Origin of the sequence: Pseudomonas cerasi (assembly GCF_900074915.1) — a bacterium.
Classification (GTDB): Bacteria; Pseudomonadota; Gammaproteobacteria; order Pseudomonadales; family Pseudomonadaceae; genus Aquipseudomonas; species Aquipseudomonas cerasi.
Genome location: NZ_LT222319.1, coordinates 1,276,580 through 1,299,416 on the forward strand (window position 1 = coordinate 1,276,580; position 22,837 = coordinate 1,299,416).

Consider the following 22,837-nt stretch of genomic DNA (forward strand, 5'->3'; position numbering starts at 1 on the left):
CGACGGCGATTTTGTAACCCTTTGAAAAGTCCTTCAGCTTCTGTGTAGCATGGGAAAGGCACCGGTTCCACAGAAAAACAGCTGGCTGAAACGTTTCAGGCTTGTGCGTACGCAAGCGAAATACGCGTTGCAGGGAACTGGAAAGGCGGGCGTGCCACGTAGGGGGACACGTTCAGGACATTCCGCACATGGCCGCCGTTGCCCTCCACGTTTCGTCTCCTCGTTTGCTGGCTCGTTCGATACAGATCGCCGTCCTGGCCTTGGGGTCGCTGTGTGTGGGCTGTCAGTCAGTCGATGACTCACAGCCGCGCCTGGACCGCTTACCGCGACTGGTCGCCGGGCTGGGGCATCGCTCTGACGACGCGCAGGCAAACCCTCTGGCTGCAACGACTGTTTCCGATTTGCCCGTCTACAACGGCGAGGACATTTGGCAACGGGTAGCGCAGCGATGCCGGCTGGTGGACGGGCAGGGCGTCAATGAACGTATTGCTCGTCAGCGTGACTGGCTGCTGAACAATAGGGGCTTCCTGACCGGGGCCAGCAAGCGCGCCACGCCTTATCTGCATTTCATTGTCGAGCGCCTGGATGAGCGCAACATGCCATTGGAACTGGCACTCTTGCCCATGATCGAGAGCTCCTACAATCCCTTGGCCAACTCCCCGGCGGCGGCAGCGGGCCTCTGGCAGTTCATCCCGTCCACCGGTCGCCAGTTCAACTTGAACCAGAGCGCTACCTACGACGCCCGCCGCGATGTCGTAGCGTCAAGCAAGGCGGCGATGGATTATCTGACTCGCCTGCATGATCAGTTCAATAACGACTGGCTGTTGGCACTGGCGGCCTATAACGCAGGCGAGGGTACGGTTGCACGAGCGATCGACGCCAACCGTCGGCGTGGCTTGCCTGTCGACTACTGGCATTTGAATTTACCCCGCGAAACCCAGGACTACGTTCCGCGCCTGCTGGCACTCTCGCTGGTGGTGCGTAATCCAGGCGCCTATGGCGTGCAACTGACGCCGGTCGCCAACATGCCGTATTTTGATGTGGTTGAGCTCAACCACACGGTAGACCTGACTCAGCTCGCCGCCACCACCGGGGTAGATGAGGCGCAGTTGTTGCGCCTCAACCCGGCATTCCTGCGAAAAAAGACCCCGGATGGGCCGGGACGCTTGCTGATTCCCAAGACCCACACGCAGGTTTTGACTGCTGGTATCGAGCGGATCACCGGAGAGTCGCCGACAACCGCTGTCATCCCGCCCAGCCCTGGAAAGCGCGTGCTCGAGCGTCAGCCATCGTCGCAGGTGGCCGAGCGCGCTCCGACGCCTGGACCGTTGCAAGCAGCAGCGCGCGAGCAGACCGTAGGCCTGATGCAGGTTCTTGGGCGGGAGCCGGCACCGGAATCGGTGCAACCGGTCAGACGTGAACCTCAACCGAAAGTGGTGCAGGTTGCCAGGCAGGAACCCTTGCCCGGCGCCGCGCAACCCGTTAACGCTGCCGAGCGGGTGCCTGTATCCGACCCCATCCAGCCTGAGCGTCTGGCGTCGTCGCAGGCGACACAGCTTGAATCGCAAAACAAGCGTTCGTTACTGGACCGCCGGATACAAAAGAGGCTGTACATCGATGACCGTTCGTCGCCACGCAAGCGCGACGAGATCGCGTACCGCGATGAGCCGCGTGAGCTGCCGAACGGTCCTCGTGTCGTGGTGTACGCGAGCGATCCACGCCAATAACCTCTCGATTTTTTTCTCCTGAGCCCTTAAAGCACCTGAAAATTGACCTTTTTTAGTGCTTTTTCGCGTTTTCAGTGTGTATCCGAAATCCTCGGAGGCAGAATTTTGCTCCTTTTTTTACCGTTATAGGGGCGTAAAAAGGGCGGCTGACCGACCTGCACCAGATATGTTTCTCAATGGATCATGCAAACTTTGTAAAGAATTGTAAGTAAATACTTACACATATTTTGAAACAATCTCAGTGATGATGAGGTATCAGCGCTGCTATGGAAGGAAAAGTTCACAGCGCCATAATCCTTGATTGCCAGATTGTCCTACAGTGAATCCTTTCAGCCGATTAGCCATTTTCAGAACCTGACAATCTAAATTCTGAAAAGGCGACGCGTTCGGATTACCGAATGCAGGTGTGGCAAAAAGCTATCGCGAGATGGGCCCAAGAAATGGGGGGATTCTGGATCCAACCAAATCAGCGATGTGGCACTGTTCGGAAATCCGACTGATAACTTGGTTGTATCCGCCCAGTTATCGGGCACTGTTTTGCAGTCCGGCACTTTATATTCGAACGTGTGGAGCAGGTTGGACATTGACAGGTTTATGCCTGAGTTTGTTAGTTGTAATGTTATTGAAAGTTAATCTATTAAGTGCATGTGCTTTATTCTTTTGGTTTGATCGATTTTTACTGTTGCAAAGAACTCACGCGTTGCGGCACACCGTGCAGGGGCATCGAAGTTCATGGGGTAGCTAACTGTTTTTTCTACGATTGGCAAGTTACAAATTTTTCGATTTCATTATGGCTCCTGATCGGGCATGCGCCCGGATCCCCAGCAGCTGTGGGGCCTGCGGCGATGCTTGGCCAGCGTAAGTCTATGATAATTTTGGAATAAGTATATATTAATAAGGTCATGTAAAATCGCGTTCGCTATACCGAGTGAATCTTAAGGTGCTGGCGCTACTTGATAGTGATTCTCGAGTTTGTGAAATTTTTTACCGCCGTTGGGGAACTAAATTACTATAGGTGTGCCTTGTAAGACGTGGTATTAATATCCCGCCTTCCTCCCGCTATGAGAGTGATCGATGAACACAGACATTGATAACGACGTTCGAACGCGTTGGAACGTAACTGCATTATCGGCTGGTCATCAAATTGCAATGCACAGTGCGCTACTGGATATGGACTTGCTTCTTTGCGGGGAAACCGGCACCGGCAAAGACACCCTGGCCAGCCGGATTCACGAGCTGTCGAGCAGGACAGGGCCCTTTGTCGGCATGAACTGTGCGGCCATCCCCGAGTCGTTGGCAGAGAGTCAGCTATTCGGCGTGGTCAATGGTGCGTTCACCGGCGTGTGCCGCGCTCGCGAGGGCTACATCGAAGCCTCCAACGGCGGCACCCTCTATCTGGACGAAATCGACAGCATGCCGTTGAGCCTTCAGGCCAAGCTCCTGCGCGTGCTGGAAAGCAGGGGGGTCGAGCGGCTGGGCTCGACCGACTTCATACCCCTGGATCTGCGAGTGATCGCCTCGGCCCAGCGCCCGCTGGATGAACTGGTGGAACAAGGACTTTTTCGTCGTGACCTGTTTTTCAGGCTCAATGTGCTGACACTGCAGTTGCCAGCCTTGCGCAAGCGTCGCGAGCAGATTTTGCCATTGTTCGACCAGTTCACCCAGGACATCGCCGCAGAGTGCGGCCGCTCCGCTCCAACGCTCGACAATGGGCGTGTACAGATCCTGTTGAGTCATGACTGGCCCGGCAACGTGCGCGAACTGAAGTCCGCTGCCAAGCGATTTGTCCTCGGATTGCCGTTGCTGGGCGCCGATCCGGTCGAAGCGCGTGACCCGGTAACAGGACTGCGCATGCAGATGCGCGTCATCGAGAAAATGCTCATCCAGGATGCCTTGAAGCGGCATCGCCACAATTTCGACGCTGTGCTCGAGGAACTCGAACTGCCCCGGCGGACCCTCTACCACCGCATGAAAGAGCTGGGGGTTGCTTCGCATATCGACCTGGCAGCCGAGTCCTGAATCGCCGCTGCGCTCGCGCAACGCCGATGCCATTGGAGTCATGAAATGAATCTCGATGATGAGTTTGACGATGACCTGGATGCGGAGCGCGTACCCAATCTGGGGATCGTTGCCGAAAGTATTTCGCAGCTCGGCATCGATGTCTTGCTGTCGGGCGAAACCGGCACCGGTAAAGACACCACTGCCCGGCGCATTCACAACATGTCCGGGCGCCAGGGGCGCTTCGTCCCGATGAACTGCGCGGCCATTCCGGAATCGCTCGCCGAGAGCGAGCTGTTCGGGGTGGTGAGTGGAGCCTACACCGGCGCGGACCGTTCTCGAATGGGCTACATCGAAGCGGCGCAGGGTGGAACCTTGTATCTGGATGAGATCGATAGCATGCCGCTCGCCCTCCAGGCCAAGCTGCTGAGGGTGCTTGAAACCCGAGCACTGGAGCGTCTGGGCTCGACCTCCACGATCCACCTGGATATCTGTGTGATTGCGTCGGCTCAGGCCTCTCTGGACGATGCCGTCGAAGAGGGGAAGTTTCGGCGCGACCTGTACTTTCGCCTGAACGTGCTGACCCTCAAACTGCCGCCGCTGCGCGATCAGCCCGAGCGTATCCTGCCGCTGTTCACTCGGTTTGTGGCGGCGTCTGCCAAAGAACTGAACGTCGCGATTCCCGATGTATGCCCGTTGCTGCAGCAGGTACTGACGGGGCATCGCTGGCCCGGCAATATCCGCGAGCTCAAGGCCGCTGCAAAGCGTCATGTGTTGGGCTTCCCCTTGCTGGGGGCTGACTCGCAGACCGAAGAGCACATGGCGTGCGGGCTCAAGTTCCAATTGCGGGCGATCGAAAAGGCCTTGATTCAGCAAGCGCTCAAGCGCCACCGCAATTGCATCGACGCGGCCAGCCTGGAGCTCGATATTCCACGTCGTACGCTCTACCGTCGCATCAAGGAATTGGGCATCTGATTTTTTGCAGAAGATCTGGAACCGATTCGCGGACACATGCCACCTAGCTGTACCAAGCAATTACGCTGGTACAGACGAAGGGGTATGACGTTATGACTATCATGAGTTCTCTGGCGGGTGCGGGTCGCGGTGTAGTCAACACGATCGGTGGTGCCGCTCAGGGCATCAACAGCGTAAAGAGCAGCGCCGACCGTAACGCTGCACTGGTGAGCAACACCGGCAGCACTGACAGCATCGACGCTACTCGCTCCAGCATCAGCAAAGGCGATGCAAAAAGTGCCGAGCTTGACGGCACCGCGAACGAAGAGAACGGCCTGCTCCGCGAGTCGAGCATGCTGGCGGGCTTTGAGGACAAGAAAGAGGCGCTTTCCAACCAGATCGTCGCAAGCAAGATCCGGAACTCGGTCGTCCAGTTCTGATTTCTTGACGCCCCTTCGTACCTGAGGGGGCTGCTACTTTTAGGAGGTTGTGATGCAGAGTCTCAGTCTTAACAGCAGCTCGCTGCAAACCCCGGCAATGGCTCTTGTCCTGGTACGTCCTGAAGCCGAGACGACTGGCAGTACGTCGAGCAAGGCGCTTCAGGAAGTTGTCGTGAAGCTGGCCGAGGAACTGATGCGCAATGGTCAACTCGACGACAGCTCGCCATTGGGCAAACTGCTGGCCAAGTCGATGGCCGCGGATGGCAAGGCGGGCGGCGGTATTGAGGATGTCATCGCTGCGCTGGACAAGCTGATCCATGAAAAGCTCGGTGACAACTTCGGCGCGTCTGCGGACAGCGCCTCGGGTACCGGACAGCAGGACCTGATGACTCAGGTGCTCAATGGCCTGGCCAAGTCGATGCTCGATGATCTTCTGACCAAGCAGGATGGCGGGACAAGCTTCTCCGAAGACGATATGCCGATGCTGAACAAGATCGCGCAGTTCATGGATGACAATCCCGCACAGTTTCCCAAGCCGGACTCGGGCTCCTGGGTGAACGAACTCAAGGAAGACAACTTCCTTGATGGCGACGAAACGGCTGCGTTCCGTTCGGCACTCGACATCATTGGCCAGCAACTGGGTAATCAGCAGAGTGACACTGGCAGTCTGGCAGGGACGGGTGGAGGTCTGGGCACTCCGAGCAGTTTTTCCAACAACTCGTCCGTGACGGGTGATCCGCTGATCGACGCCAATACCGGTCCCGGTGACAGCGGCAATACCCGTGGTGAAGCGGGGCAACTGATCGGCGAGCTTATCGACCGTGGCCTGCAATCGGTATTGGCCGGTGGTGGACTGGGCACACCCGTAAACACCCCGCAGACCGGTACGTCGGCGAATGGCGGACAGTCCGCTCAGGATCTTGATCAGTTGCTGGGCGGCTTGCTGCTCAAGGGCCTGGAGGCAACGCTCAAGGATGCCGGGCAAACAGGCACCGACGTGCAGTCGAGCGCTGCGCAAATCGCCACCTTGCTGGTCAGTACGCTGCTGCAAGGCACCCGCAATCAGGCTGCGGCCTGACCGACAACCGCCTGACGGAGAACTCACGTGACCATTTCCCACCTTGGTAATGTTAAAAGCATCTCGCCGGAACTCGGGCAGGATGTGCCACAGGGGCTCGTTTCAGAACCGGCCCAGGCGGATGTCGACATCTTCACCGCTGCCACGCAGCCGGACGGCGTTTCAAGTGGAGCGCCGCTTTCCGAGCATATCGCCAGCGCAATTTCCGGCGGTCTGGGCGAAACCGAAAAAATGTCTCAGCAAGCGATGCGGTCGATGAAGAAAGCCTCCGGGACTGGAGACGCGCTGGATATCGCGGCGATGACCAGAACCTTGTCGCAATGCTCGTTGCAGACTGCGCTCACCACCAAGGTGGTGAGCAAGACTGCGCAGGCGCTCGACAAGCTGACTAACTTGCAGTAGAGGTTTCCGTGAAATTTCTGAGCGCAGGGCTGTTGCTGATTTGCATGGTGTTGCTCGGCGGCTGCAGTGATGAAACCGATCTGTTCACCGGCCTGTCCGAGCAGGACTCCAACGAGGTCGTTGCGCGCCTTGCCGATCAGCATATCGACGCGCGCAAACGTCTGGAAAAAACCGGCGTTGTCGTCACCGTCGCCACAAGCGACATGAACCGCGCCGTCAGGGTGCTCAACGCTGCCGGCCTGCCACGTCAGTCCCGCGCCAGTCTGGGGGATATCTTCAAGAAAGAAGGGGTCATTTCGACCCCGCTCGAAGAGCGCGCCCGCTACATCTATGCCCTGTCTCAGGAACTCGAAGCGACACTTTCGCAGATAGACGGCGTCATCGTGGCCAGGGTGCACGTGGTACTTCCGGAACGCATCGCACCGGGCGAACCGGTGCAACCTGCTTCTGCTGCGGTGTTCATCAAACACTCCGCAGCGCTTGACCCGGACAGCGTGCGCGGACGCATTCAGCAGATGGTCGCCAGCAGTATCCCCGGTATGTCGACGCAAGCGGCAGAATCGAAAAAGTTTTCCATTGTGTTCGTACCGGCTACCGAGTTTCAGGAAACCACACAGTGGGTCAGTTTCGGACCGTTCAAGCTGGACAGCGCCAATCTGCCGTTCTGGAACCTGATGCTCTGGCTGGTGCCGGCTGGCTTGGCGGTATTGCTGCTGATCACCGCGCTGCTGTTGCGCAGTGACTGGCGCGCCTCAGTGCTGAGGCGGATCGGCTTTGCCGGCCGGAGTCGCTCGACCGTACCGGCGCGCGCGTGATGGACCTGACCGCCGAGGACTATTGGACTCAGTGGTGGTGCAATCCCTGGCCATGGGCGCATCCGGGCTGGCAAAGCCGGTTCGCCGAGCGCTGCGGACTGCCCGTCAGCGACTGTGAAGCCCTTATGGTCAGCCGTCACAGTGTGTTCCTGCAGAGTATCGGCATCACGCCAAGTCAACCGCCAATGCCTGCGGAGCCTGTTTTGAACTGGCTGGCACTGACGCCCGTGCAGCGTGATCAGGCGCTGGATCTGGCGCAGCGCATCTGTTTTTCTCGTAACGAAAGCGACGGCCATGACGGGCAGTGGTGCTGGGCGCTGACCAAAGCGTTGCGCCCCGGTGTCTGGCTGGAGCTGGAGCGTGAAGATGCGCGCTTGCTGTTGGGTGCCTGGCTCGGGCCTGAGTATTGGTCGCGATTGCGTCTGGCCTGGGCGCCCGATGAGGTCGCCGACAGACCTTGCGCGGCCCCCGAAAATAAACTTCAGACGTTGTGGCAGGCTGTTCTATGGCGTGTCACCGCGACCTGAGTATCCGCTCCTCTCTGCACCAGGAACTCTCCCATGCTTGCCAAACGCAGTATTACTTTGACTGCCGACGCAGTGCTGCCCGAGCCGGTATTGCGCCGTGAAGACATCGCCAACAGTTTGCTGGCTCGCGACATTCTGACTGACGCGCGCCGTCAGGCTGAGCAACTGCTGGTGCTTGAGCAGGCTAAAGCCGATCATCGGCATCAGGAGGCGCTTGCGCAGTTCTGGGAGCGTGCCAATGCCTTTCTGGACGAGCTGCACGTTCAGCGCGAAGCCTTGCAGCAGCAGGCCATGACTGCTGCAGAGGAACTGCTGACTGAGGCATTGTGCCAGTTGCTCGACGAAACAACCCTTGCCGAGCGCGCTCGGGCACTGGTCAGGAACCTGGCAGCCAGTCAGCTCAACGAAGCAGTGGCCACACTCAGCGTTCATCCGGAGATGGCCGAGCCGGTCGCCGAATGGTTGGCAGAGAGCCGTTTTGCCGAGCACTGGGAGCTCAAGCGCGATGCGACGCTGACCACCGAAAGCCTGCGCCTGAGCGACGCCAACGGCGCTTTCGAAATCGATTGGGCAACCCTGCGCAATGGGCTGGCAGGCGCGGAGCCAGCTGCCTGAAACAGACTCTTGCGGCGAAAATGGAACCGCTCCACCTGTTTGCTCCACTCAAGGTTTGAACCTTTCTGCTGGAGTATCAGGACATGATAAATTTCAAATCCCTGCAAAATAACCTCGATTCCACGCTCACTCGCGCGTTGTCCGACGTGGATGACGTGCTGGACGGGGGCAATGGGCATTTCACCGCCGACGACATCGATGCCTTCAGTGAGGCGAGCCAGCAGGCTGCGGTCAGCTCCAACATCGCTGATCAATGCCAGCAGGCTGGTTATAAAATGACCAAAAATGTCATCGATGGATTTCAGTGAGTTCGAGGAGGTCGTCGGCCTGTGGCGTGATCAGCGTCCGGCGAGCCCGCTCGACTGCTGGGTCGACGACGCCAACGCACGGCTGGAAATGGTGGGTGGCGGAGTCCGTTGCAGCATCGAATTACTCGACCCCTATGACGCCAACGACCCTCAGCGTATCGAAGCATTGCTCAGTCACGGCGGTGCCAGCCTGGCGTGTGCCTGTGACGGCGCGTTCGCCATCGATCCGCAAACGCGCTGCATGGTGCTGGTCAGCTGGATGCCTGGCCCCTGCGGCCTTGCCGATCTGCTGAACCGTCTGGAAAGCCTGGCCAATCAGCGCGCGGCCTTGCTCAGCCTGATGCACACCACTCTGGTCAATTCCGTGCCCGCCTTAGCCGGGCGCACGACCCTCAATCACCGGCAACCGGGAGTTTGAAATGCGCAAGGCCTTGATGTGGTTGCCTTTATTGTTGATCGGGCTGTCCCCCGCCACGTGGGCGGTGACCCCCGAAGCCTGGAAACATACGGCTTACGCCTACGATGCCCGGCAGACCGAGCTGGCGACAGCGCTGGCCGACTTCGCCAAGGAATTCGGCATGGCGCTGGACATGCCGCCCATCCCGGGAGTCCTCGATGACCGGATACGCGCCCAGAGCCCGGAAGAGTTTCTCGACCGTCTGGGCCAGGAATATCACTTCCAGTGGTTTGTGTATAACGACACGTTGTACGTCAGCCCCTCCAGCGAGCACACCTCGGCACGCATCGAAGTGTCCTCCGACGCGGTGGATGACCTGCAGACTGCCTTGACCGATGTGGGGCTGCTGGACAAGCGCTTCGGTTGGGGGGTATTGCCGAACGAAGGCGTGGTTCTGGTTCGCGGCCCGGCAAAATATGTGGAACTGGTGCGCGATTACAGCAAGAAAGTCGAAGCGCCGGAAAAGGGCGACAAGCAGGACGTCATCGTATTTCCGCTCAAGTACGCCAGTGCTGCGGACCGCACCATTCGCTATCGCGATCAACAACTGGTGGTCGCCGGTGTCGCCAGCATTCTCCAGGATTTGCTGGATACCCGTTCTCATGGCGGGTCCATCAATGGTATGGATCTGCTGGGGCGAGGCGGTCGCGGTAACGGTCTGGCGGGCGGTGGCAGCCCGGACGCTCCGAGTCTGCCAATGAGCTCCAGCGGCCTCGATACCAATGCGTTGGAGCAGGGCCTCGACCAGGTGCTGCACTATGGTGGCGGCGGCAGCAAAAGCAGTGGAAAAAGTCGCTCTGGCGGGCGGGCCAACATCCGTGTAACCGCCGATGTCCGTAACAATGCCGTGCTGATCTACGACTTGCCCTCGCGCAAGGCCATGTACGAAAAGCTCATCAAAGAGCTGGATGTTTCGCGCAACCTGATCGAAATCGACGCCGTGATTCTCGACATCGATCGCAACGAGCTGGCAGAACTGTCCAGCCGCTGGAACTTCAATGCCGGGAGTGTCAACGGGGGCGCCAACATGTTCGACGCTGGCACCAGCTCCACCCTGTTCATTCAGAACGCCGGCAAGTTCGCTGCCGAACTGCATGCGCTGGAAGGTAACGGCTCGGCGTCGGTGATCGGCAACCCGTCCATTCTTACCCTTGAAAACCAGCCGGCCGTGATCGACTTCAGTCGCACCGAATACCTCACCGCGACCTCGGAACGCGTGGCCAATATCGAGCCCATCACCGCAGGCACCAGTCTGCAGGTGACTCCGCGCTCGCTGGATCACGATGGCAAGCCTCAGGTGCAACTGATCGTCGATATCGAGGATGGTCAGATCGACATCTCCGACATCAATGACACGCAGCCAAGTGTGCGCAAAGGCAATGTCAGTACCCAGGCCGTCATAGCCGAGCACGGTTCGCTGGTCATCGGTGGTTTCCATGGTCTTGAAGCCAACGACAAGGTCCACAAGGTTCCGTTGCTGGGCGACATTCCCTACATCGGCAAGCTGCTGTTCCAGTCACGCAGCCGTGAACTGAGCCAGCGCGAGCGCCTGTTCATCCTGACGCCAAGACTGATTGGCGATCAGGTCAACCCGGCTCGCTATGTGCAGAACGGCAACCCTCACGACGTCGATGATCAGATGAAAAGGATCAAGGAACGGCGTGACGGCGGTGAGCTGCCTACCCGTGGCGACATTCAGAAAGTCTTCACGCAGATGGTTGATGGCGCTGCGCCAGAGGGCATGCATGATGGCGAAACACTGCCCTTTGAAACCGACAGCCTGTGTGACCCGGGCCAGGGCCTGAGCCTCGATGGCCAGCGCTCGCAATGGTATGCCCGCAAGGACTGGGGTGTGGCTGTCGTGGTCGCGCGCAACAATACCGACAAACCGGTGCGGATCGACGAGAGTCGCTGCGGTGGTCGCTGGGTCATCGGCGTCGCCGCCTGGCCCCATGCATGGCTGCAACCGGGCGAGGAAAGCGAAGTGTATATCGCGGTACGTCAGCCACAGATATCGAAAATGGCCAAAGAGAGCCGGCCATCACTGCTCCGGGGGGCAAAGCCATGAAGATCAGCAGCGTTGCAGTCGTGTTGGTGGTGTTCGCTACCCTGACCGGTTGCGCCACCCACGGTTGTTCGGGAACTGCCTGCAAACGCCCGGACTCCACCAGCCGCGAACTGGTCATCTGGTGGCCTCCGGACATGCGTGACGGTCTTGACGACCAGGACCACGAGCGTGATTACACCGTCGTGAAGTTAAGGGACTAGACATGATCGAGGTCGAGGAGAAAACAGCGTTCTACTACAACGTTGCGGCGCAGAGTCCTGCGGTCTGGCCGGTGGCAAACGGAGTGTCTTTCGTCAGCCGGCGCGAGCATCATGACTGGGGCATTGCGCTGCACATCGAGGGTCGAGCGCTGCGTCCCGAACAACTCAGAGAGGCGCTGCAACTGAGGTTTTCACAAGCCGAACGATTCAATGACTACTTTCTGTTCCTGGATATGCGGCGTGATTTCGTGGTGTGGCACGCGGTGAGCGACGCCCCGTATGCCGTCACCAACCTGGATGATATCCGGCGAAACGAGCTGATACTGGCAGGCCTGGATCATCTGGCTTAGGAGATAACACCCGAGTGAAAAGAAGACCGCCCCATCTGGGGCGGTCTTTTTTTGCGCAGATGCAATCCAAAAGCATCAGGCAGTTACTGGTCATGCGGAGCTCGGTCGGTTTTCGACACTGCACAGCTGTCACCCCGGCAGCGAGCACTGCCATCAGGATGGGACGACCAGGCCAACTGCGGACGCCAGCGATAAAAAAGACCATAGCCGAGATCAAGCAGCGGACTGGTCAAGCGCCATGGCAACGGCGCAGCCCCGACATCCAGGCCGACAATGGGCAATGCAGCCTGGTATGACCCGGTATGACTCTGTCTGTGATTCATGCAGGCTTCGACGACCACGAGATAACGTCGGTTGAGGTCACTTGGCTGGAAGGGTACGCGTATGGCTAAACAGCCATCACAGCTCGACTTCGACCTGAATCACTTCATCGGTGACTTCGTCCAGTTGCCGAACCACTTTGTAGATGTGGCCGACAGCCTGCAGGGTGGGGCGGGGGATGTATTTGCCGACCTTGGAGCGGTACAGCGTGCGGGTCAGCCAGATGCTTTGCACTACCGGGATGCCGGCTTTTTTGGCCCGGGCAATCAATGCCAGGGCTTCCTCGTCTTCCCCTTTGCAATGAATCAGAGGCAGAGGCGTTTCGCCTGGTCGGTAATACAGGGCCACCGCATAGTGGGTCGGGTTGACCAGCAGCATGTCGGCGTCTTCCACCGGCTTGGGCGCAGCGCTGGGCTCCTGATTGAGGATCTCCTGGGCAAGTTGCCGACGATGGCCTTTGACGTGGGGGTCGCCTTCCGATTGCTTGTACTCTTTCTTGATGTCTTCGTGGCTCATGCGCAGTTTTTTCGCATGGAAGTATTTCTGCATGGCGAAGTCGATCATGGCGATCGCCAGCAGCAGTCCCAATATCACTCGCAAAATATGCCTGAACAGCTCGACCAGCGCGTGCCAGTAGGTCGTCAGATCGCTGTTGGCCAGCACTGCAAGGGTACCCAGCACAGGTTTGACTTGCACATACAGCGTCGCGCCGATGGCAATGGCCTTGAGCACACTGAGCAGCAGGTTGAGCAGGTTTTGCCCGGAAAACATCTGTTTGGCGTGGGAAAACGGGTTGATCTTGTTGGGATCGATTTTCAGCGCCTTGGGCGCGAACAGAAAGCCGATCTGCATCCAGCTGCTGATCAAACGCATCAGCATCGCTATACCGACGCTGCACAAGGTAAAGCTGAGCAGTACGGAGAATCCTTCGCTGGCAATCAACTCGACCGACGCGGCAAAGCTGCGGTCGATACCTTGAAAGGACAGCGACAACAGCGCCTCCAGGCGGTTGACGCTTTCATCAGCCAGGGCCAGGGTGATTTCACTGACAGCCATCAGCACCAGCAGTTTGCCGAGGTCCTGACTCTGCCCGACCTGACCCTTTTCCCGCGCGTCACGCAGTTGCTTGGGCGTGGCCTTTTCGGTTTTTTCGCTCACGGCACTTGCACCAGAAGCGTCAGTAGCGACTTCAGATCAACCAGCTTCAATAGTTGACCTGTGCCCAGTTCCAGCAGCGTCGGCAGATAGATCAGCAGAAACGCGAGGCCGGCCATACTCTTGGCCGGCATGGCGAGAATCGAAACGTTCAGCTGTTGCGCATACAGGCCGATGATCGCGAACGCTGCTTCGATCAACAACAGCAGCGCAATGAAAGGCGCGGCGTACAGCAGCATGTGCTGCATCGTCTGGTTCAACTGCTCCAGAAATACATCCAGGCCGCCAGCGTTCATGCCCGGCAGCCAGGCCGTAGGAGGCCAGACGCTGTAGCTGTCCCAGATGATCTGAGTCATCAGCGATAGCCCCCCGGTGAGGATGACCAGCATGATCAGGGTTTCTTGAAACAATTCGCCCAGTGGCGTGGCGTCAGGGCCCAGCGCCGGGTTCAACTGGCCGCCGCTGAGCGCACCGCGCTGGCTGTCGAGCAGTGCGCCGACCGAGGCGAACATCCAGAACGGCGCATACAGCAAAAGCCCCAGTAGGGTGCCGAGTACCGCTTCCTTGATCAGCAGGCCGCCGATTGCGAACCAGTTGTCGTCGAGGGACTCCAGAGCCCGGGTGATGGCCGGTGCCGGGATCATCGCCATCACCGCCACGACGGCATAACGCAACGGGCCTTTGAGGTATTTGAAGCAGAAGGCTGGCACCAGCAGCATGCAGGGCATCAGCCGCGCCATTGCCAGTCCCATGCCCAGCATGAATTGAAAGGCGCTGTGCGCGTCGAAGGGCATTTAGTGACTGACCCCGGAGCGGGCAATCAGGTCGAAGGCCATATTGATGAACTGGATCAGCTCGACGCCGATCCAGCGGCCGGTCATGGCCAGGGTCAGTCCGACGGCCCCCAGTTTGATGCCGAAGGGCAATGTCTGATCCTGAATCTGCATAAGTGCCTGCAGCAGCGAGGTGACCACACCCACCAGCACCGCAACGGCCAGCGGCGGGGCGGTCAGGATGACGACCAGAAACATGCCTTGCTTGAACAACGCCAACGCTTCCATGACCGCCTCACATATAGGAATAGAACAGGCTGTCGAGCAGACGCGACCAGCCCGATACAAGCACGAACAGCAGCAGTTTGAGCGGCAGCGACAGTGTCATCGGCGAGACCATCTGCATGCCCAGTGCCAGCAACAGGTTGGAGACAATCAGGTCAATGACGATGAAGGGGATATAGATCAGAAAACCGATCTCGAAACCGGCCTGCAGTTCCGACAGCACAAAGGCCGGGATCGCCAGCAGAAGATCGTTTTTGTTGGCCTGATCGGCCATTTCCTTGGGCCACATACGCTGGGTGTTTTCCAGTAGGTGGGCGACGACGTCCGGGTCGGTGTTGCGTGTCATGAAGCGTTGCAGCGGCTCGATGACCACTTTGAGGCTGCTCTGCAGTTTGTCGGCGTTGCTCAGTTCCAGCGGATGTTCATGGACCCGCTGTTGTATGTCGTGCGCCACCGGGGCCATGACGAACATCGTCGCGGCCAGGGCGATGCCATACAACGCCATGTTCGGCGGTACTTGCTGAACGCCGATCGCGTTGCGGGTGATCAGCAGCGTCATGGCGATCTTCAGAAAGGCGGTGCAGACGATCAACAGGAACGGGATCAGCGACAGCGAGCCGAGAAACAGCGCCAGCATGATCGGGTTGACGCCCTCCATGATCATGAGCGCGCCACCAGCCGGGTAATCTGCAAACCGAGGCGGCCCTCGACGTCGACCAGTTCGCCTTCGGCAACCACCTGCTCACCGTGGCATAGCGTGGCGTGGCCTGGCGCGATGCCGCTGACTTCAAGAATGCTTCCGGCGTCCAGTCGACGCAGTTCGGCAAGGGTCAATCTGAGCTCGCCGCAGCGCAAGGTCAGGTCCAGCTCCAGTGAATCGAGCATCGGCGATTCATTATGGTCTCCCGACTGCTCTTCATGCTCCGCGTCGCTGTCCGCGTAGCCGAATGCGTGCTCGGCGTATTCGTCGTCACGCTGTTGCTGATCAGCCTGTTCAGGCACCGGTTCTTCATAGTCGTCGAGCATCTCGACGTCGTCCTGATACAGATCTTCAGTACTCATGGTGACTGTGCTCCTCATGACTGAGCTGCAGAAAAAGATGCTGTTCCTGTTGGTCGGTGCGGGCCGCCCATTGACGGCCAGCGAGTGTCACGGACCCTTGTCCGGCGCTGTCGAAGCGGCAGCGGGCGGGCAGCACCACGTCACCGGGGCGTAGCGAGGCGATTTGTTCCCGGGTCAGTGACAGTTCGCCGACGATCAGCGGTGTCGACACCGACCAGGATTCGTCCAGGTTACGATTCAAGACCTGCCAGTCAGCCGAACCCAGAAGCCTGAGCAGGGTGGCGGGTGCGGCGTGCAGGCGGGTATCCAGTCGCTCGCTGCCCAGCCTCACGTGAACGCGGCAGCCGATGGCCAGCTCGGTCGGGGTGTCGGAAAACGGCGCAACAGGCGCCAGCAGGTCGGCGACCACCGGGCTCAGGCGCTGGTTGAACAACTGCCAGTACCAGCCCTGGTGCTCGCCGCCAAGCGTGAAGGGCACTTCGCCCAGCAGGCTGAGCAACGCTTCGGCATCGCTCAGCAACAAGGGGCCGACCGCCGTATTCAACCAGACACCGTCTGCCGGTATCCGCGCGTCTTCCAGCAGCGGTAGCAGGCTCAGTTCGGTGTGCTGACCGCGGCTGCTGAAGCCCAGGCGCCGTCCGGCACCGAGTGCGCGTGTGGCTTGGGCCAGCAGAGCGTCGACCTTGCGCAGACGCAGGGCGCTCATGCTGTGAAGTCTTCATGCATGTCCAGTTCGACGTCCTGACCGAGCGCCTGTGCCAGCGATTCCCGGCATGCGCCGGCCTGGCCCTGCAAGCGCTTGAGAACGTCACGCCGAACAAACCCCAGTTGAATATTCCAGCGGTTTTCGGATTTGCTGGCGTTGACCCGCACGCTCCCCAGATTGGGCATGAGCAGGCTGAATGCCAGCGGACCGTCCGGCTGGTCGGGCAAGCGCTGAGCCAGCTCGTCGATCAACTGCGTCGGTACGTTTTCGGACTGTGCGGAGAAGGCCACACCGCTGCCTCCGAAGCCCTGCTGATCCGGCTCTTCGCCTACCTGCGGTATCAGCAGTTGCGAGAAGAACATGCCGTCGGCGCTCATCGGGCTGTCGGTCACTGAACGGTTCAGCGCGAAACGAACCTTCTGCACATCGCTCCGAGGCGTACCGGTAAAGGCTGGCGGCTGGTCATCGAACCTCGCGGGCTGACGCCGCGAAGGCAGGGGGCGCGAGGCGGCTGGCGGCGCACTCGGCGCGGGTGGCGCTTTGGCGGGGGTTTTGATCGGTGCGGTCATCGTCACTTAACCTTCTTCGTTGAGCGTCTCCTCCATGCAGGCGAGTTTCTCGACCGCGCGCTGAGACGCCTTGGCTTGCAGCCGTTTCTGTTCAAGCAACGCCTGTTGTTCAGCTACTCGCATTTGCTGTTGCTGCACGTCCTGGCGGATGTAAGCCAGGCGGTCGAGCATGGTTCTTTCCTTTTCGTGCCAGCCGTCCACATCAGTCAGGCTGAGAGTTCTTTGCAAATGCGTATGGGACAGACTCTCTCGGCGGCGCTTGTGGTTTTCGCGTTCCTGATTCAGCGACGCCCTGGTCTCTGCTAAGTGGTCGAGCATCGATTTCAGTTCCAACTGCGCCTGGCGATGAGCCCGCTCGGCACTGGCCTGACGGTGTTGACGCAGTGGCGTGAGCAGACCGATCACCTGCTGCAGAGCAGCCTGTTGCGGGTCGTCTTCCAGTGGTTCGTCCATGGCTACTCCGGCAGTTGAGAGGTGAGTTGCAGCAGCCTGTCCAGGGTTTCCTGCAACGGCACGGGCTCACGCAGGTCCTGGCGCAGGAACGCGTTTATGGCTTCGTTCAGTTGCACGGCACAGTCGGTGACCGGGTCGGCCCCGGCCTGGTATTCACCCAGACGCAGGAGCATTTCTACTTGTTTGTAGGCGGCCAGTAACTGGCGCAGGCGATTGTTCGCCCGTTGATGTTCACGACCGGTGACGTTGCTCAGAATCCGGCTGATGCTGGCCGACACATCGATAGCCGGGTAGTGCCCGCGCTCGGCCAGCTTGCGCGACAGTACGATGTGTCCGTCGAGCAATGAGCGCACTTCGTCGGCGACCGGATCGTTCATCGAGTCCTGTTCGATCAGCACCGTATAAAGCGCGGTGATCGAACCGTTCTCGCTCATCCCGGCGCGCTCCACCAGCCGTGGCAGCAGGGTGTACACCGAGGGCGGAAGACCGCCGCGCCCCAGTGGTTCGCCCGAGGCAATACCGATTTCCCGTTGCGCGCGGGCGAAGCGGGTCAGGGAGTCGAGCAGCAACAGCACTTTCTGGCCACGGGCGCGAAAGGCTTCGGCGATGGCGGTGGCGGTGAACGCAGCGCGGGCGCGCTCCATACTGGAACGATCGGAAGTTGCACAGACCAGCACCGAGCGGCGGCGCAGGGTTTCGTCCAGTTCGTGATCGAGAAACTCGCGCAACTCGCGACCCCGTTCGCCGATCAGGCCAAAAACGATGACGTCACAATCCATGTTGCGCGCCAGTTCGGCCATCAGTGTGGTCTTGCCGCAGCCCGCACCGGCGAATAGCCCGACACGCTGGCCCTCACCGAGCAGAATCGCACTGTCGATGGCGCGTATCCCGGTGGGCAAAGCCCGGGTGATGCGCGGTCGCTGGGTCGGCGGCAGGGCGTCGGCGATCACCGGCAGAGTCGTGCGGCGGTCTTCGGGGCCGGCGAACGCGCCGAGGCAATCGCCCATCAGCGGCCGCCCGAAACCGTCCAGTACACAGCCGAGCAGGCTGTCATCGACGCCGATCCGGTGTGCCACGCCCAGCGGTCGGATCGGCGCGCCCACCTGAATACCGTCGGGTGGGCCCAAGGCACTGAGCAGCGTGCATTCCTGGGTGAAACCGACGATTTCGGCCAGCAGCAACGAGCCATCGGCTTTGCTCACTTCACAGAGATCGCCGACCTTGGCCGATGGAATCCTGCACTCCAGCAGAATCCCGCGCACGGCGCTGACCCGGCCAATGACGCGCACCGCGCAATACTGGCTCAAACGCTTGGCATGCGCGTCTTTCCACAGGTTCAGTGCTGCATTCACCAGTTCACCTCGATATGGCGATTACCGTCGAATTGCAGACGCTGATTATCGATTCGGGTGAGGCGCAGGCCATCCACTTCGTCACCTACGTAAACACGTCGACCGTCGGCAGTCACCAGATGCGCATGCGGCCCGGTCATGATCTGAACCACCACAAAGGGCAGGGTGTTGCGATTGCTGCCCACGTTGTCCAGGACGGTTACCGGCGAGTCATACAGCGCCTTGAAGCGCTGAAGCATGCGCTGGTAGACCAGCAGCGATTCTTCTTTCAGATCGCCGTTGAGGATCAGACCGTCGGGCGTCTCTTCCACGCTGATGTCAGTCAGCAGGCGGTCGCTGAGCATGGTGCTCAACTGATGGCGGACGGCATCCGCGTTGCTCAGGCGTATGCGTTTGTCGGTCACAGGGTTTGCAGCCCTGGCTGGTGCCTTGGGCGTATCGGGCAAGGCCTCTGTCGTGGCGGCAGCCAGGTGTGCCGGGCTCTGATCCATCGCAATAGCAGGCGGGCGGGTCAGGCTCCAGGCGCTGCCGATGACGCCCACCAGCAGCCCGGCGATGATGCCCGTGGTGCGGTTGAGAAATTGTGAGCGGGACTTGACCTTCTCCAGCGGCACATCGTTGTGTGCCGGCCCGGATTCGGCCTCGGGCTGTTTGGGAAGCACGGCGGGCACCGAGGGCCACTCATCGCCCGCAGGCGAAACGCACAGCCACACCGAACCCAGCATGAAAGCGTTATTGAGCGTCAGGTCGATGCTCGGCCGGGCGTTGCCCTGTTCGTCGCAGACCGCGCCTTGTTCAGCGTTCAGTGTCCAGTTGTCGTCGACACGTTGCAGGCGGCAATGCAGGCTTTCCACGCCCGCATCGTCCAGCGCCAGATCGTGTTGCCCGGCAGAGCCAATCGACCATTGCTCACCGATCAGCGGTAATGCCGCGCCTTGGTGCTGGCCATTCAGTACGCGTAATTCAAACATCTGAAAGTCTCCGTGCATTCAGGCCTTGCAGGCTCAGGCAGCGTGCTCGTTGTCCAGCGGCTCGAGATCGTCTTCAAGGTCGAATCGACCCATGACCTTGACCTTGGCCGCGTTGCTGATTTCCGCAAAAGATAGTACGGGTACATGGTAGAACTCCTCCCTCAACAAGGTACGCAGAGGGCTGCGCAGATCCTGTGCCACCAGCAGAACCGCCTGTTCGGGAGCTCGTACCGGGAAAGCAATGTGCAGCTGTTGCACGAGCATCTGGCTGGTCTCGTTGCTCAGCGCGAAGAATGTTTCGGTTTGCGTCTGGCGCAGGCCATCGCGCAACAACCCCTCGCTTTCCGGCGTGAGCAGCCACACTTGCAGGCCTTCGGCACCGCAGTACTGGTGGTAGATCTGCGACTTGAGCGCTATGCGCACATAGTCGGTCAGCACATTGGTATCGCGTTCATGCTGGCAGTGCTCGATCAGGGTTTCGGCAATGACCCGGATCGCCCTCAGCGGCACACACTCCGAGGCCAGGCGTTGCAGGACGGCCGAGAAGCGCGTCAGGGTGAGGACCCGCTGCATTTCCTGAGCGAGTTCCGGTTGCTCGGACTCCAGCCAGCTGAGGATCGATTTGGTTTCCTGCAAGCCGATGAACTGCGGCGCGCAGGACTGCAATGCACGCTCCATGCGTTCGATGATCAGCGTCGTGGAACTGACCGGGTTCAATTCGCCAGACTGCTCGGCAGGCAGCCAGACCCATTGATCTTCCTGGCGGTCGGTATTGCCCGGGATGGCCGCTGGAAGGTTTTCGCCTTCCAACTGGCGCGCTTCCACGGCGACATGGCTCTGCGTGAAGGTGGCCTTGAGCATCGGTACGTCATAGACGGTGAAGCGAAACTCGTCCGGGGCAATGTCATCGACATGCTCGATGATGAACGAAGGCAGGGTCAGGCCGTACTGCACCACCAGACGGTTGCGGCGCTTGCGTATTTCGCTGACCAGCGCTTCGATCTGTGCGCTGTCCTGACCGGGGTGGAATTGCAGCACAAACTGGCGGCTGGGCGAAAAGGTACGCAGGTCTTCCTTGCCGTTCATTTCTGGCGCCACAGCGGCTGTACGTTGCTCATCGGCCTTGGGTTTTGCCCGTTGCAACTGCAGCAGTCCACCGGCACCGCAGATGATCGCGATGGTAATGAAAACACCGGTCGGCATTCCCGGCAGGGCCGCGAAGCCGAGCATGGCCACCGAGGCGATGATCCAGGCCTTGGGCTGGCTGGTGATCTGCTCGGCGATCTCGCGGCCAATGTTGGCTTCCACACCCGCCTCGGTATTGGGCACGCGGGTGATGATCATGCCGCTGGTCACGGAAATCAGCAGCGCAGGAATCTGCGCGATCAGACCGTCACCGATGGTCAGCACGGTATACAGCTGCAAGGCGTCGCCCGCCGCCATGTTGTGTTGCAGCACGCCGATGGAAATGCCGCCGATCATGTTGATGGCAACGATGATCAGGCTGGCGATCGCATCGCCGTTGACGAACTTCATGGCGCCATCCATCGCACCGAACAACTGGCTTTCCTTGTTCAGTTCAGCGCGTCGTTTGCGGGCCTCGTGGACGGTGATCAGGTTGGCACGCAGGTCACTGTCGATGGACATCTGCTTGCCGGGCATCGCGTCCAGGGTAAAACGCGCACCGACTTCGGCGACCCGTTCCGAGCCTTTGGTAATCACTAGAAAGTTGACCACCGTCAGGATCAGGAAGATCACCAGACCCACCGCCAGATTGCCGCCCACCACAAACTGCCCGAACGCCTCGACGATGTGTCCGGCGTCCTGGTTGAGCAGAATCAACCGCGTGGTGGAAACCGACAGGGCCAGGCGAAACATCGTGGTCAGCAGCAGCACGGCAGGGAAGGTCGAGAACGCCAGTGGCCTGGGCAGGTGCATCGCCAGCATGATCAGCAGGCAGGAAATACAGATGTTCACGGCGATCAGCACGTCGATCAAGCCGGTGGGCAGCGGCGTGATCATCATGAACACGATGGCGATCACAAAAAACGCACCGACCAGTTCCGAGCGGCGCATGGCCGACAGCGCGACCATGTTCAGAAAGTTGATGACCCGGTTCATCAGGCAAGCCCCTCGTATAGTTGCTTCTGTTCCTTATGCGTAAGCTCGGCCATCAGCGTGAGTAGATTATTCAGCGCGGCCTGGCGGCTTTTCAGGTCCCGCCAGAGCAGGATCGGCAGTTGCATCAGCATCGGCCGCAGGCCATTGAGAAACGCCAACTGGTGTTCGAGTTTGTTGCCCCCGATGTGCTGGGTCAGCTGCAAGGTCTGATTCACGTTCATGCCATTGGCCGTCAGGGTCAGCATGTGTTTGAGGAAGGCCGGAGGGTCCACGGTCAGTTTGGGATTCTTTTTGCGCATGCGTCCCAGCAGGTGTTCGCACCCGCGCAGCAACGTAGTGACATGGCGCGCGGTGGTCAGGCCATGCATCAGCGTGCGCAGCTGTTCATGGGAAGCCGACGGGGTAATCGCCGAAAGATCGTCGGCGATGGCTCTACGCATGTCGCGCAGATTCAGGTCGAACTCGCCGGGTTCCTGTTGCTCGCCAATCAGGGCTTCGATCAAACCCGTGACGTTGGGTTGTCCCGACACCGCTACGCCATACAGATTGCGCAAGGCAGTGCGGCGCTTGTTATCGATGTTCTGGCGCCCGAAGGCTCTTGCGGTATTGATACCGGCGCGCGCGCGCGGACCGAATCGGCGGCGCAGATGTTTAAGCGTCTGGGTCAGCGCTGCATATTCTTCTTCAGCCCCATCGTCTTCTGCCTGTTTGCGCGCTGCCTGCAACACAACGTGAGCCTTGGCAGCGTCGCCGTCAGCGAATTCCAGAACCTGTTCCAGATCTGCGTCGTTGTCCTGCAGCAGTTTTTTGCGCAGCAGTCTGGCGGCGTTATCCAGCCCGGTGTCGCTGGTGCTCATCAGCAACTGATAAAGCTCGCCCAGTTTGACGGCCCGCGACTGCAACGCGTTCCTGCTCGCGATCAGCTCTCGCTCACGCAGTATCCGGCTGTGCTGCACCAGCGCTGCGGCGAAGCGCGAGACCTGCAGTGACGAGGTGCCTTTTTCATCAGGCAACCCGCTGCCGGGAATCGCTCGCGCAGCCGGTGTGATGGCGCGGATTGGCGCTACCGGACGAATGGGTAATGTAGGCGGGGCGACGATTTTCATAGGACGATTCTGGGCCTGGTCATG

At 59.8% G+C, this 22,837-nt stretch carries 26 protein-coding genes; 14 read left to right on the forward strand and 12 right to left on the reverse strand.

Annotated elements, in window-relative coordinates:
• Nucleotides 1-188 precede the first annotated feature (188 nt).
• The 14 genes from PCPL58_RS08270 to PCPL58_RS08335 all read left to right on the forward strand — a co-directional run bounded on the left by PCPL58_RS08270 (nt 189) and on the right by PCPL58_RS08335 (nt 11,939).
• Nucleotides 189-1,727: a lytic transglycosylase domain-containing protein gene (locus tag PCPL58_RS08270; protein WP_065349212.1), complete on the forward strand. Its 1,539-nt coding sequence runs from the start codon at nt 189-191 to the stop codon at nt 1,725-1,727.
• Between the two features lie 1,074 nt (nt 1,728-2,801).
• The gene (gene hrpR, locus PCPL58_RS08275; protein WP_083188346.1) at nt 2,802-3,746 is read left to right on the forward strand and encodes a transcriptional regulator HrpR; all 945 of its coding nucleotides are present in this window, start codon (nt 2,802-2,804) and stop codon (nt 3,744-3,746) included.
• A gap of 45 nt (nt 3,747-3,791) precedes the next feature.
• On the forward strand, nt 3,792-4,700 hold the full coding sequence (gene hrpS / locus PCPL58_RS08280) for a transcriptional regulator HrpS (protein ID WP_065349214.1): 909 nt from the start codon (nt 3,792-3,794) through the stop codon (nt 4,698-4,700).
• Between the two features lie 92 nt (nt 4,701-4,792).
• On the forward strand, nt 4,793-5,119 hold the full coding sequence (locus tag PCPL58_RS08285; RefSeq protein ID WP_003314134.1) for a type III secretion system major pilin HrpA: 327 nt from the start codon (nt 4,793-4,795) through the stop codon (nt 5,117-5,119).
• 52 nt (nt 5,120-5,171) lie between these two features.
• Nucleotides 5,172-6,197, forward strand: a complete 1,026-nt coding sequence (hrpZ, locus tag PCPL58_RS08290; protein ID WP_065349215.1) for a type III secretion system effector HrpZ — start codon at nt 5,172-5,174, stop codon at nt 6,195-6,197.
• Nucleotides 6,198-6,224: 27 nt separating this feature from the next.
• Nucleotides 6,225-6,599: a type III secretion system inner rod subunit SctI gene (gene sctI / locus PCPL58_RS08295; RefSeq protein WP_003314135.1), complete on the forward strand. Its 375-nt coding sequence runs from the start codon at nt 6,225-6,227 to the stop codon at nt 6,597-6,599.
• Between the two features lie 8 nt (nt 6,600-6,607).
• A complete protein-coding gene (sctJ, locus tag PCPL58_RS08300; protein ID WP_003433474.1) occupies nt 6,608-7,414 on the forward strand; it encodes a type III secretion system inner membrane ring lipoprotein SctJ in 807 nt (268 codons plus the stop codon).
• Nucleotides 7,414-7,941 carry a type III secretion protein gene (locus tag PCPL58_RS08305; protein WP_065349216.1) on the forward strand — a complete coding sequence of 176 codons (528 nt, stop codon included), beginning with the start codon at nt 7,414-7,416 and terminating at the stop codon, nt 7,939-7,941. The genes sctJ and PCPL58_RS08305 overlap by 1 nt, the downstream gene beginning before the upstream one ends.
• 33 nt (nt 7,942-7,974) lie before the next feature.
• A complete protein-coding gene (sctL, locus tag PCPL58_RS08310) occupies nt 7,975-8,556 on the forward strand; it encodes a type III secretion system stator protein SctL (protein WP_065349217.1) in 582 nt (193 codons plus the stop codon).
• Between the two features lie 83 nt (nt 8,557-8,639).
• Nucleotides 8,640-8,864, forward strand: coding sequence for a type III secretion protein (locus PCPL58_RS08315; protein ID WP_003314139.1), 225 nt, complete (start codon nt 8,640-8,642; stop codon nt 8,862-8,864).
• Nucleotides 8,842-9,282, forward strand: coding sequence for a type III secretion system protein HrpG (locus PCPL58_RS08320; protein WP_003415377.1), 441 nt, complete (start codon nt 8,842-8,844; stop codon nt 9,280-9,282). The genes PCPL58_RS08315 and PCPL58_RS08320 overlap by 23 nt, the downstream gene beginning before the upstream one ends.
• 1 nt (nt 9,283) lies before the next feature.
• Entirely contained in the window at nt 9,284-11,389 is a 2,106-nt protein-coding gene (gene sctC / locus PCPL58_RS08325; RefSeq protein WP_054080719.1) for a type III secretion system outer membrane ring subunit SctC, read from the forward strand.
• Entirely contained in the window at nt 11,386-11,589 is a 204-nt protein-coding gene (hrpT, locus tag PCPL58_RS08330; protein ID WP_003314144.1) for an HrpT family type III secretion system protein, read from the forward strand. Before sctC ends, hrpT begins: the two co-directional genes overlap by 4 nt.
• Before the next feature lie 2 nt (nt 11,590-11,591).
• The gene (locus tag PCPL58_RS08335; RefSeq protein ID WP_003365146.1) at nt 11,592-11,939 is read left to right on the forward strand and encodes a hypothetical protein; all 348 of its coding nucleotides are present in this window, start codon (nt 11,592-11,594) and stop codon (nt 11,937-11,939) included.
• Nucleotides 11,940-12,338: 399 nt separating this feature from the next.
• Here the strand turns inward: PCPL58_RS08335 and sctU are convergent, their stop codons facing one another.
• Genes sctU through sctW form a run of 12 tightly spaced genes read right to left on the reverse strand, consistent with a single transcriptional unit; the run spans nt 12,339 to nt 22,813 of the window.
• Entirely contained in the window at nt 12,339-13,418 is a 1,080-nt protein-coding gene (gene sctU, locus PCPL58_RS08340) for a type III secretion system export apparatus subunit SctU (protein ID WP_003433472.1), read from the reverse strand.
• Nucleotides 13,415-14,209 (reverse strand): type III secretion system export apparatus subunit SctT, encoded by a 795-nt coding sequence (gene sctT, locus PCPL58_RS08345; protein ID WP_003433471.1) that lies wholly within the window; start codon nt 14,207-14,209, stop codon nt 13,415-13,417. Before sctT ends, sctU begins: the two co-directional genes overlap by 4 nt.
• A complete protein-coding gene (gene sctS / locus PCPL58_RS08350) occupies nt 14,210-14,476 on the reverse strand; it encodes a type III secretion system export apparatus subunit SctS (RefSeq protein ID WP_003339811.1) in 267 nt (88 codons plus the stop codon).
• Nucleotides 14,477-14,483: 7 nt separating this feature from the next.
• Entirely contained in the window at nt 14,484-15,137 is a 654-nt protein-coding gene (sctR, locus tag PCPL58_RS08355) for a type III secretion system export apparatus subunit SctR (RefSeq protein ID WP_003409078.1), read from the reverse strand.
• Entirely contained in the window at nt 15,134-15,535 is a 402-nt protein-coding gene (locus PCPL58_RS08360; RefSeq protein WP_003433470.1) for a FliM/FliN family flagellar motor switch protein, read from the reverse strand. Before PCPL58_RS08360 ends, sctR begins: the two co-directional genes overlap by 4 nt.
• Nucleotides 15,525-16,241, reverse strand: a complete 717-nt coding sequence (locus tag PCPL58_RS08365; protein WP_065349218.1) for a type III secretion system protein — start codon at nt 16,239-16,241, stop codon at nt 15,525-15,527. Before PCPL58_RS08365 ends, PCPL58_RS08360 begins: the two co-directional genes overlap by 11 nt.
• Complete coding sequence (gene hrpP / locus PCPL58_RS08370) at nt 16,238-16,810, reverse strand: type III secretion system protein HrpP (RefSeq protein ID WP_065349219.1); 573 nt, start codon at nt 16,808-16,810, stop codon at nt 16,238-16,240. The genes PCPL58_RS08365 and hrpP overlap by 4 nt, the downstream gene beginning before the upstream one ends.
• Before the next feature lie 6 nt (nt 16,811-16,816).
• A complete protein-coding gene (locus PCPL58_RS08375) occupies nt 16,817-17,263 on the reverse strand; it encodes a type III secretion protein (RefSeq protein WP_065349220.1) in 447 nt (148 codons plus the stop codon).
• A gap of 2 nt (nt 17,264-17,265) precedes the next feature.
• Nucleotides 17,266-18,615 (reverse strand): type III secretion system ATPase HrcN, encoded by a 1,350-nt coding sequence (hrcN, locus tag PCPL58_RS08380; RefSeq protein ID WP_003365129.1) that lies wholly within the window; start codon nt 18,613-18,615, stop codon nt 17,266-17,268.
• The gene (gene sctD / locus PCPL58_RS08385; protein ID WP_003365128.1) at nt 18,612-19,586 is read right to left on the reverse strand and encodes a type III secretion system inner membrane ring subunit SctD; all 975 of its coding nucleotides are present in this window, start codon (nt 19,584-19,586) and stop codon (nt 18,612-18,614) included. Before sctD ends, hrcN begins: the two co-directional genes overlap by 4 nt.
• 33 nt (nt 19,587-19,619) lie before the next feature.
• Nucleotides 19,620-21,707: a type III secretion system export apparatus subunit SctV gene (gene sctV / locus PCPL58_RS08390; protein WP_065349221.1), complete on the reverse strand. Its 2,088-nt coding sequence runs from the start codon at nt 21,705-21,707 to the stop codon at nt 19,620-19,622.
• Entirely contained in the window at nt 21,707-22,813 is a 1,107-nt protein-coding gene (sctW, locus tag PCPL58_RS08395; protein WP_003365124.1) for a type III secretion system gatekeeper subunit SctW, read from the reverse strand. The genes sctV and sctW overlap by 1 nt, the downstream gene beginning before the upstream one ends.
• Nucleotides 22,814-22,837 lie beyond the last annotated feature (24 nt).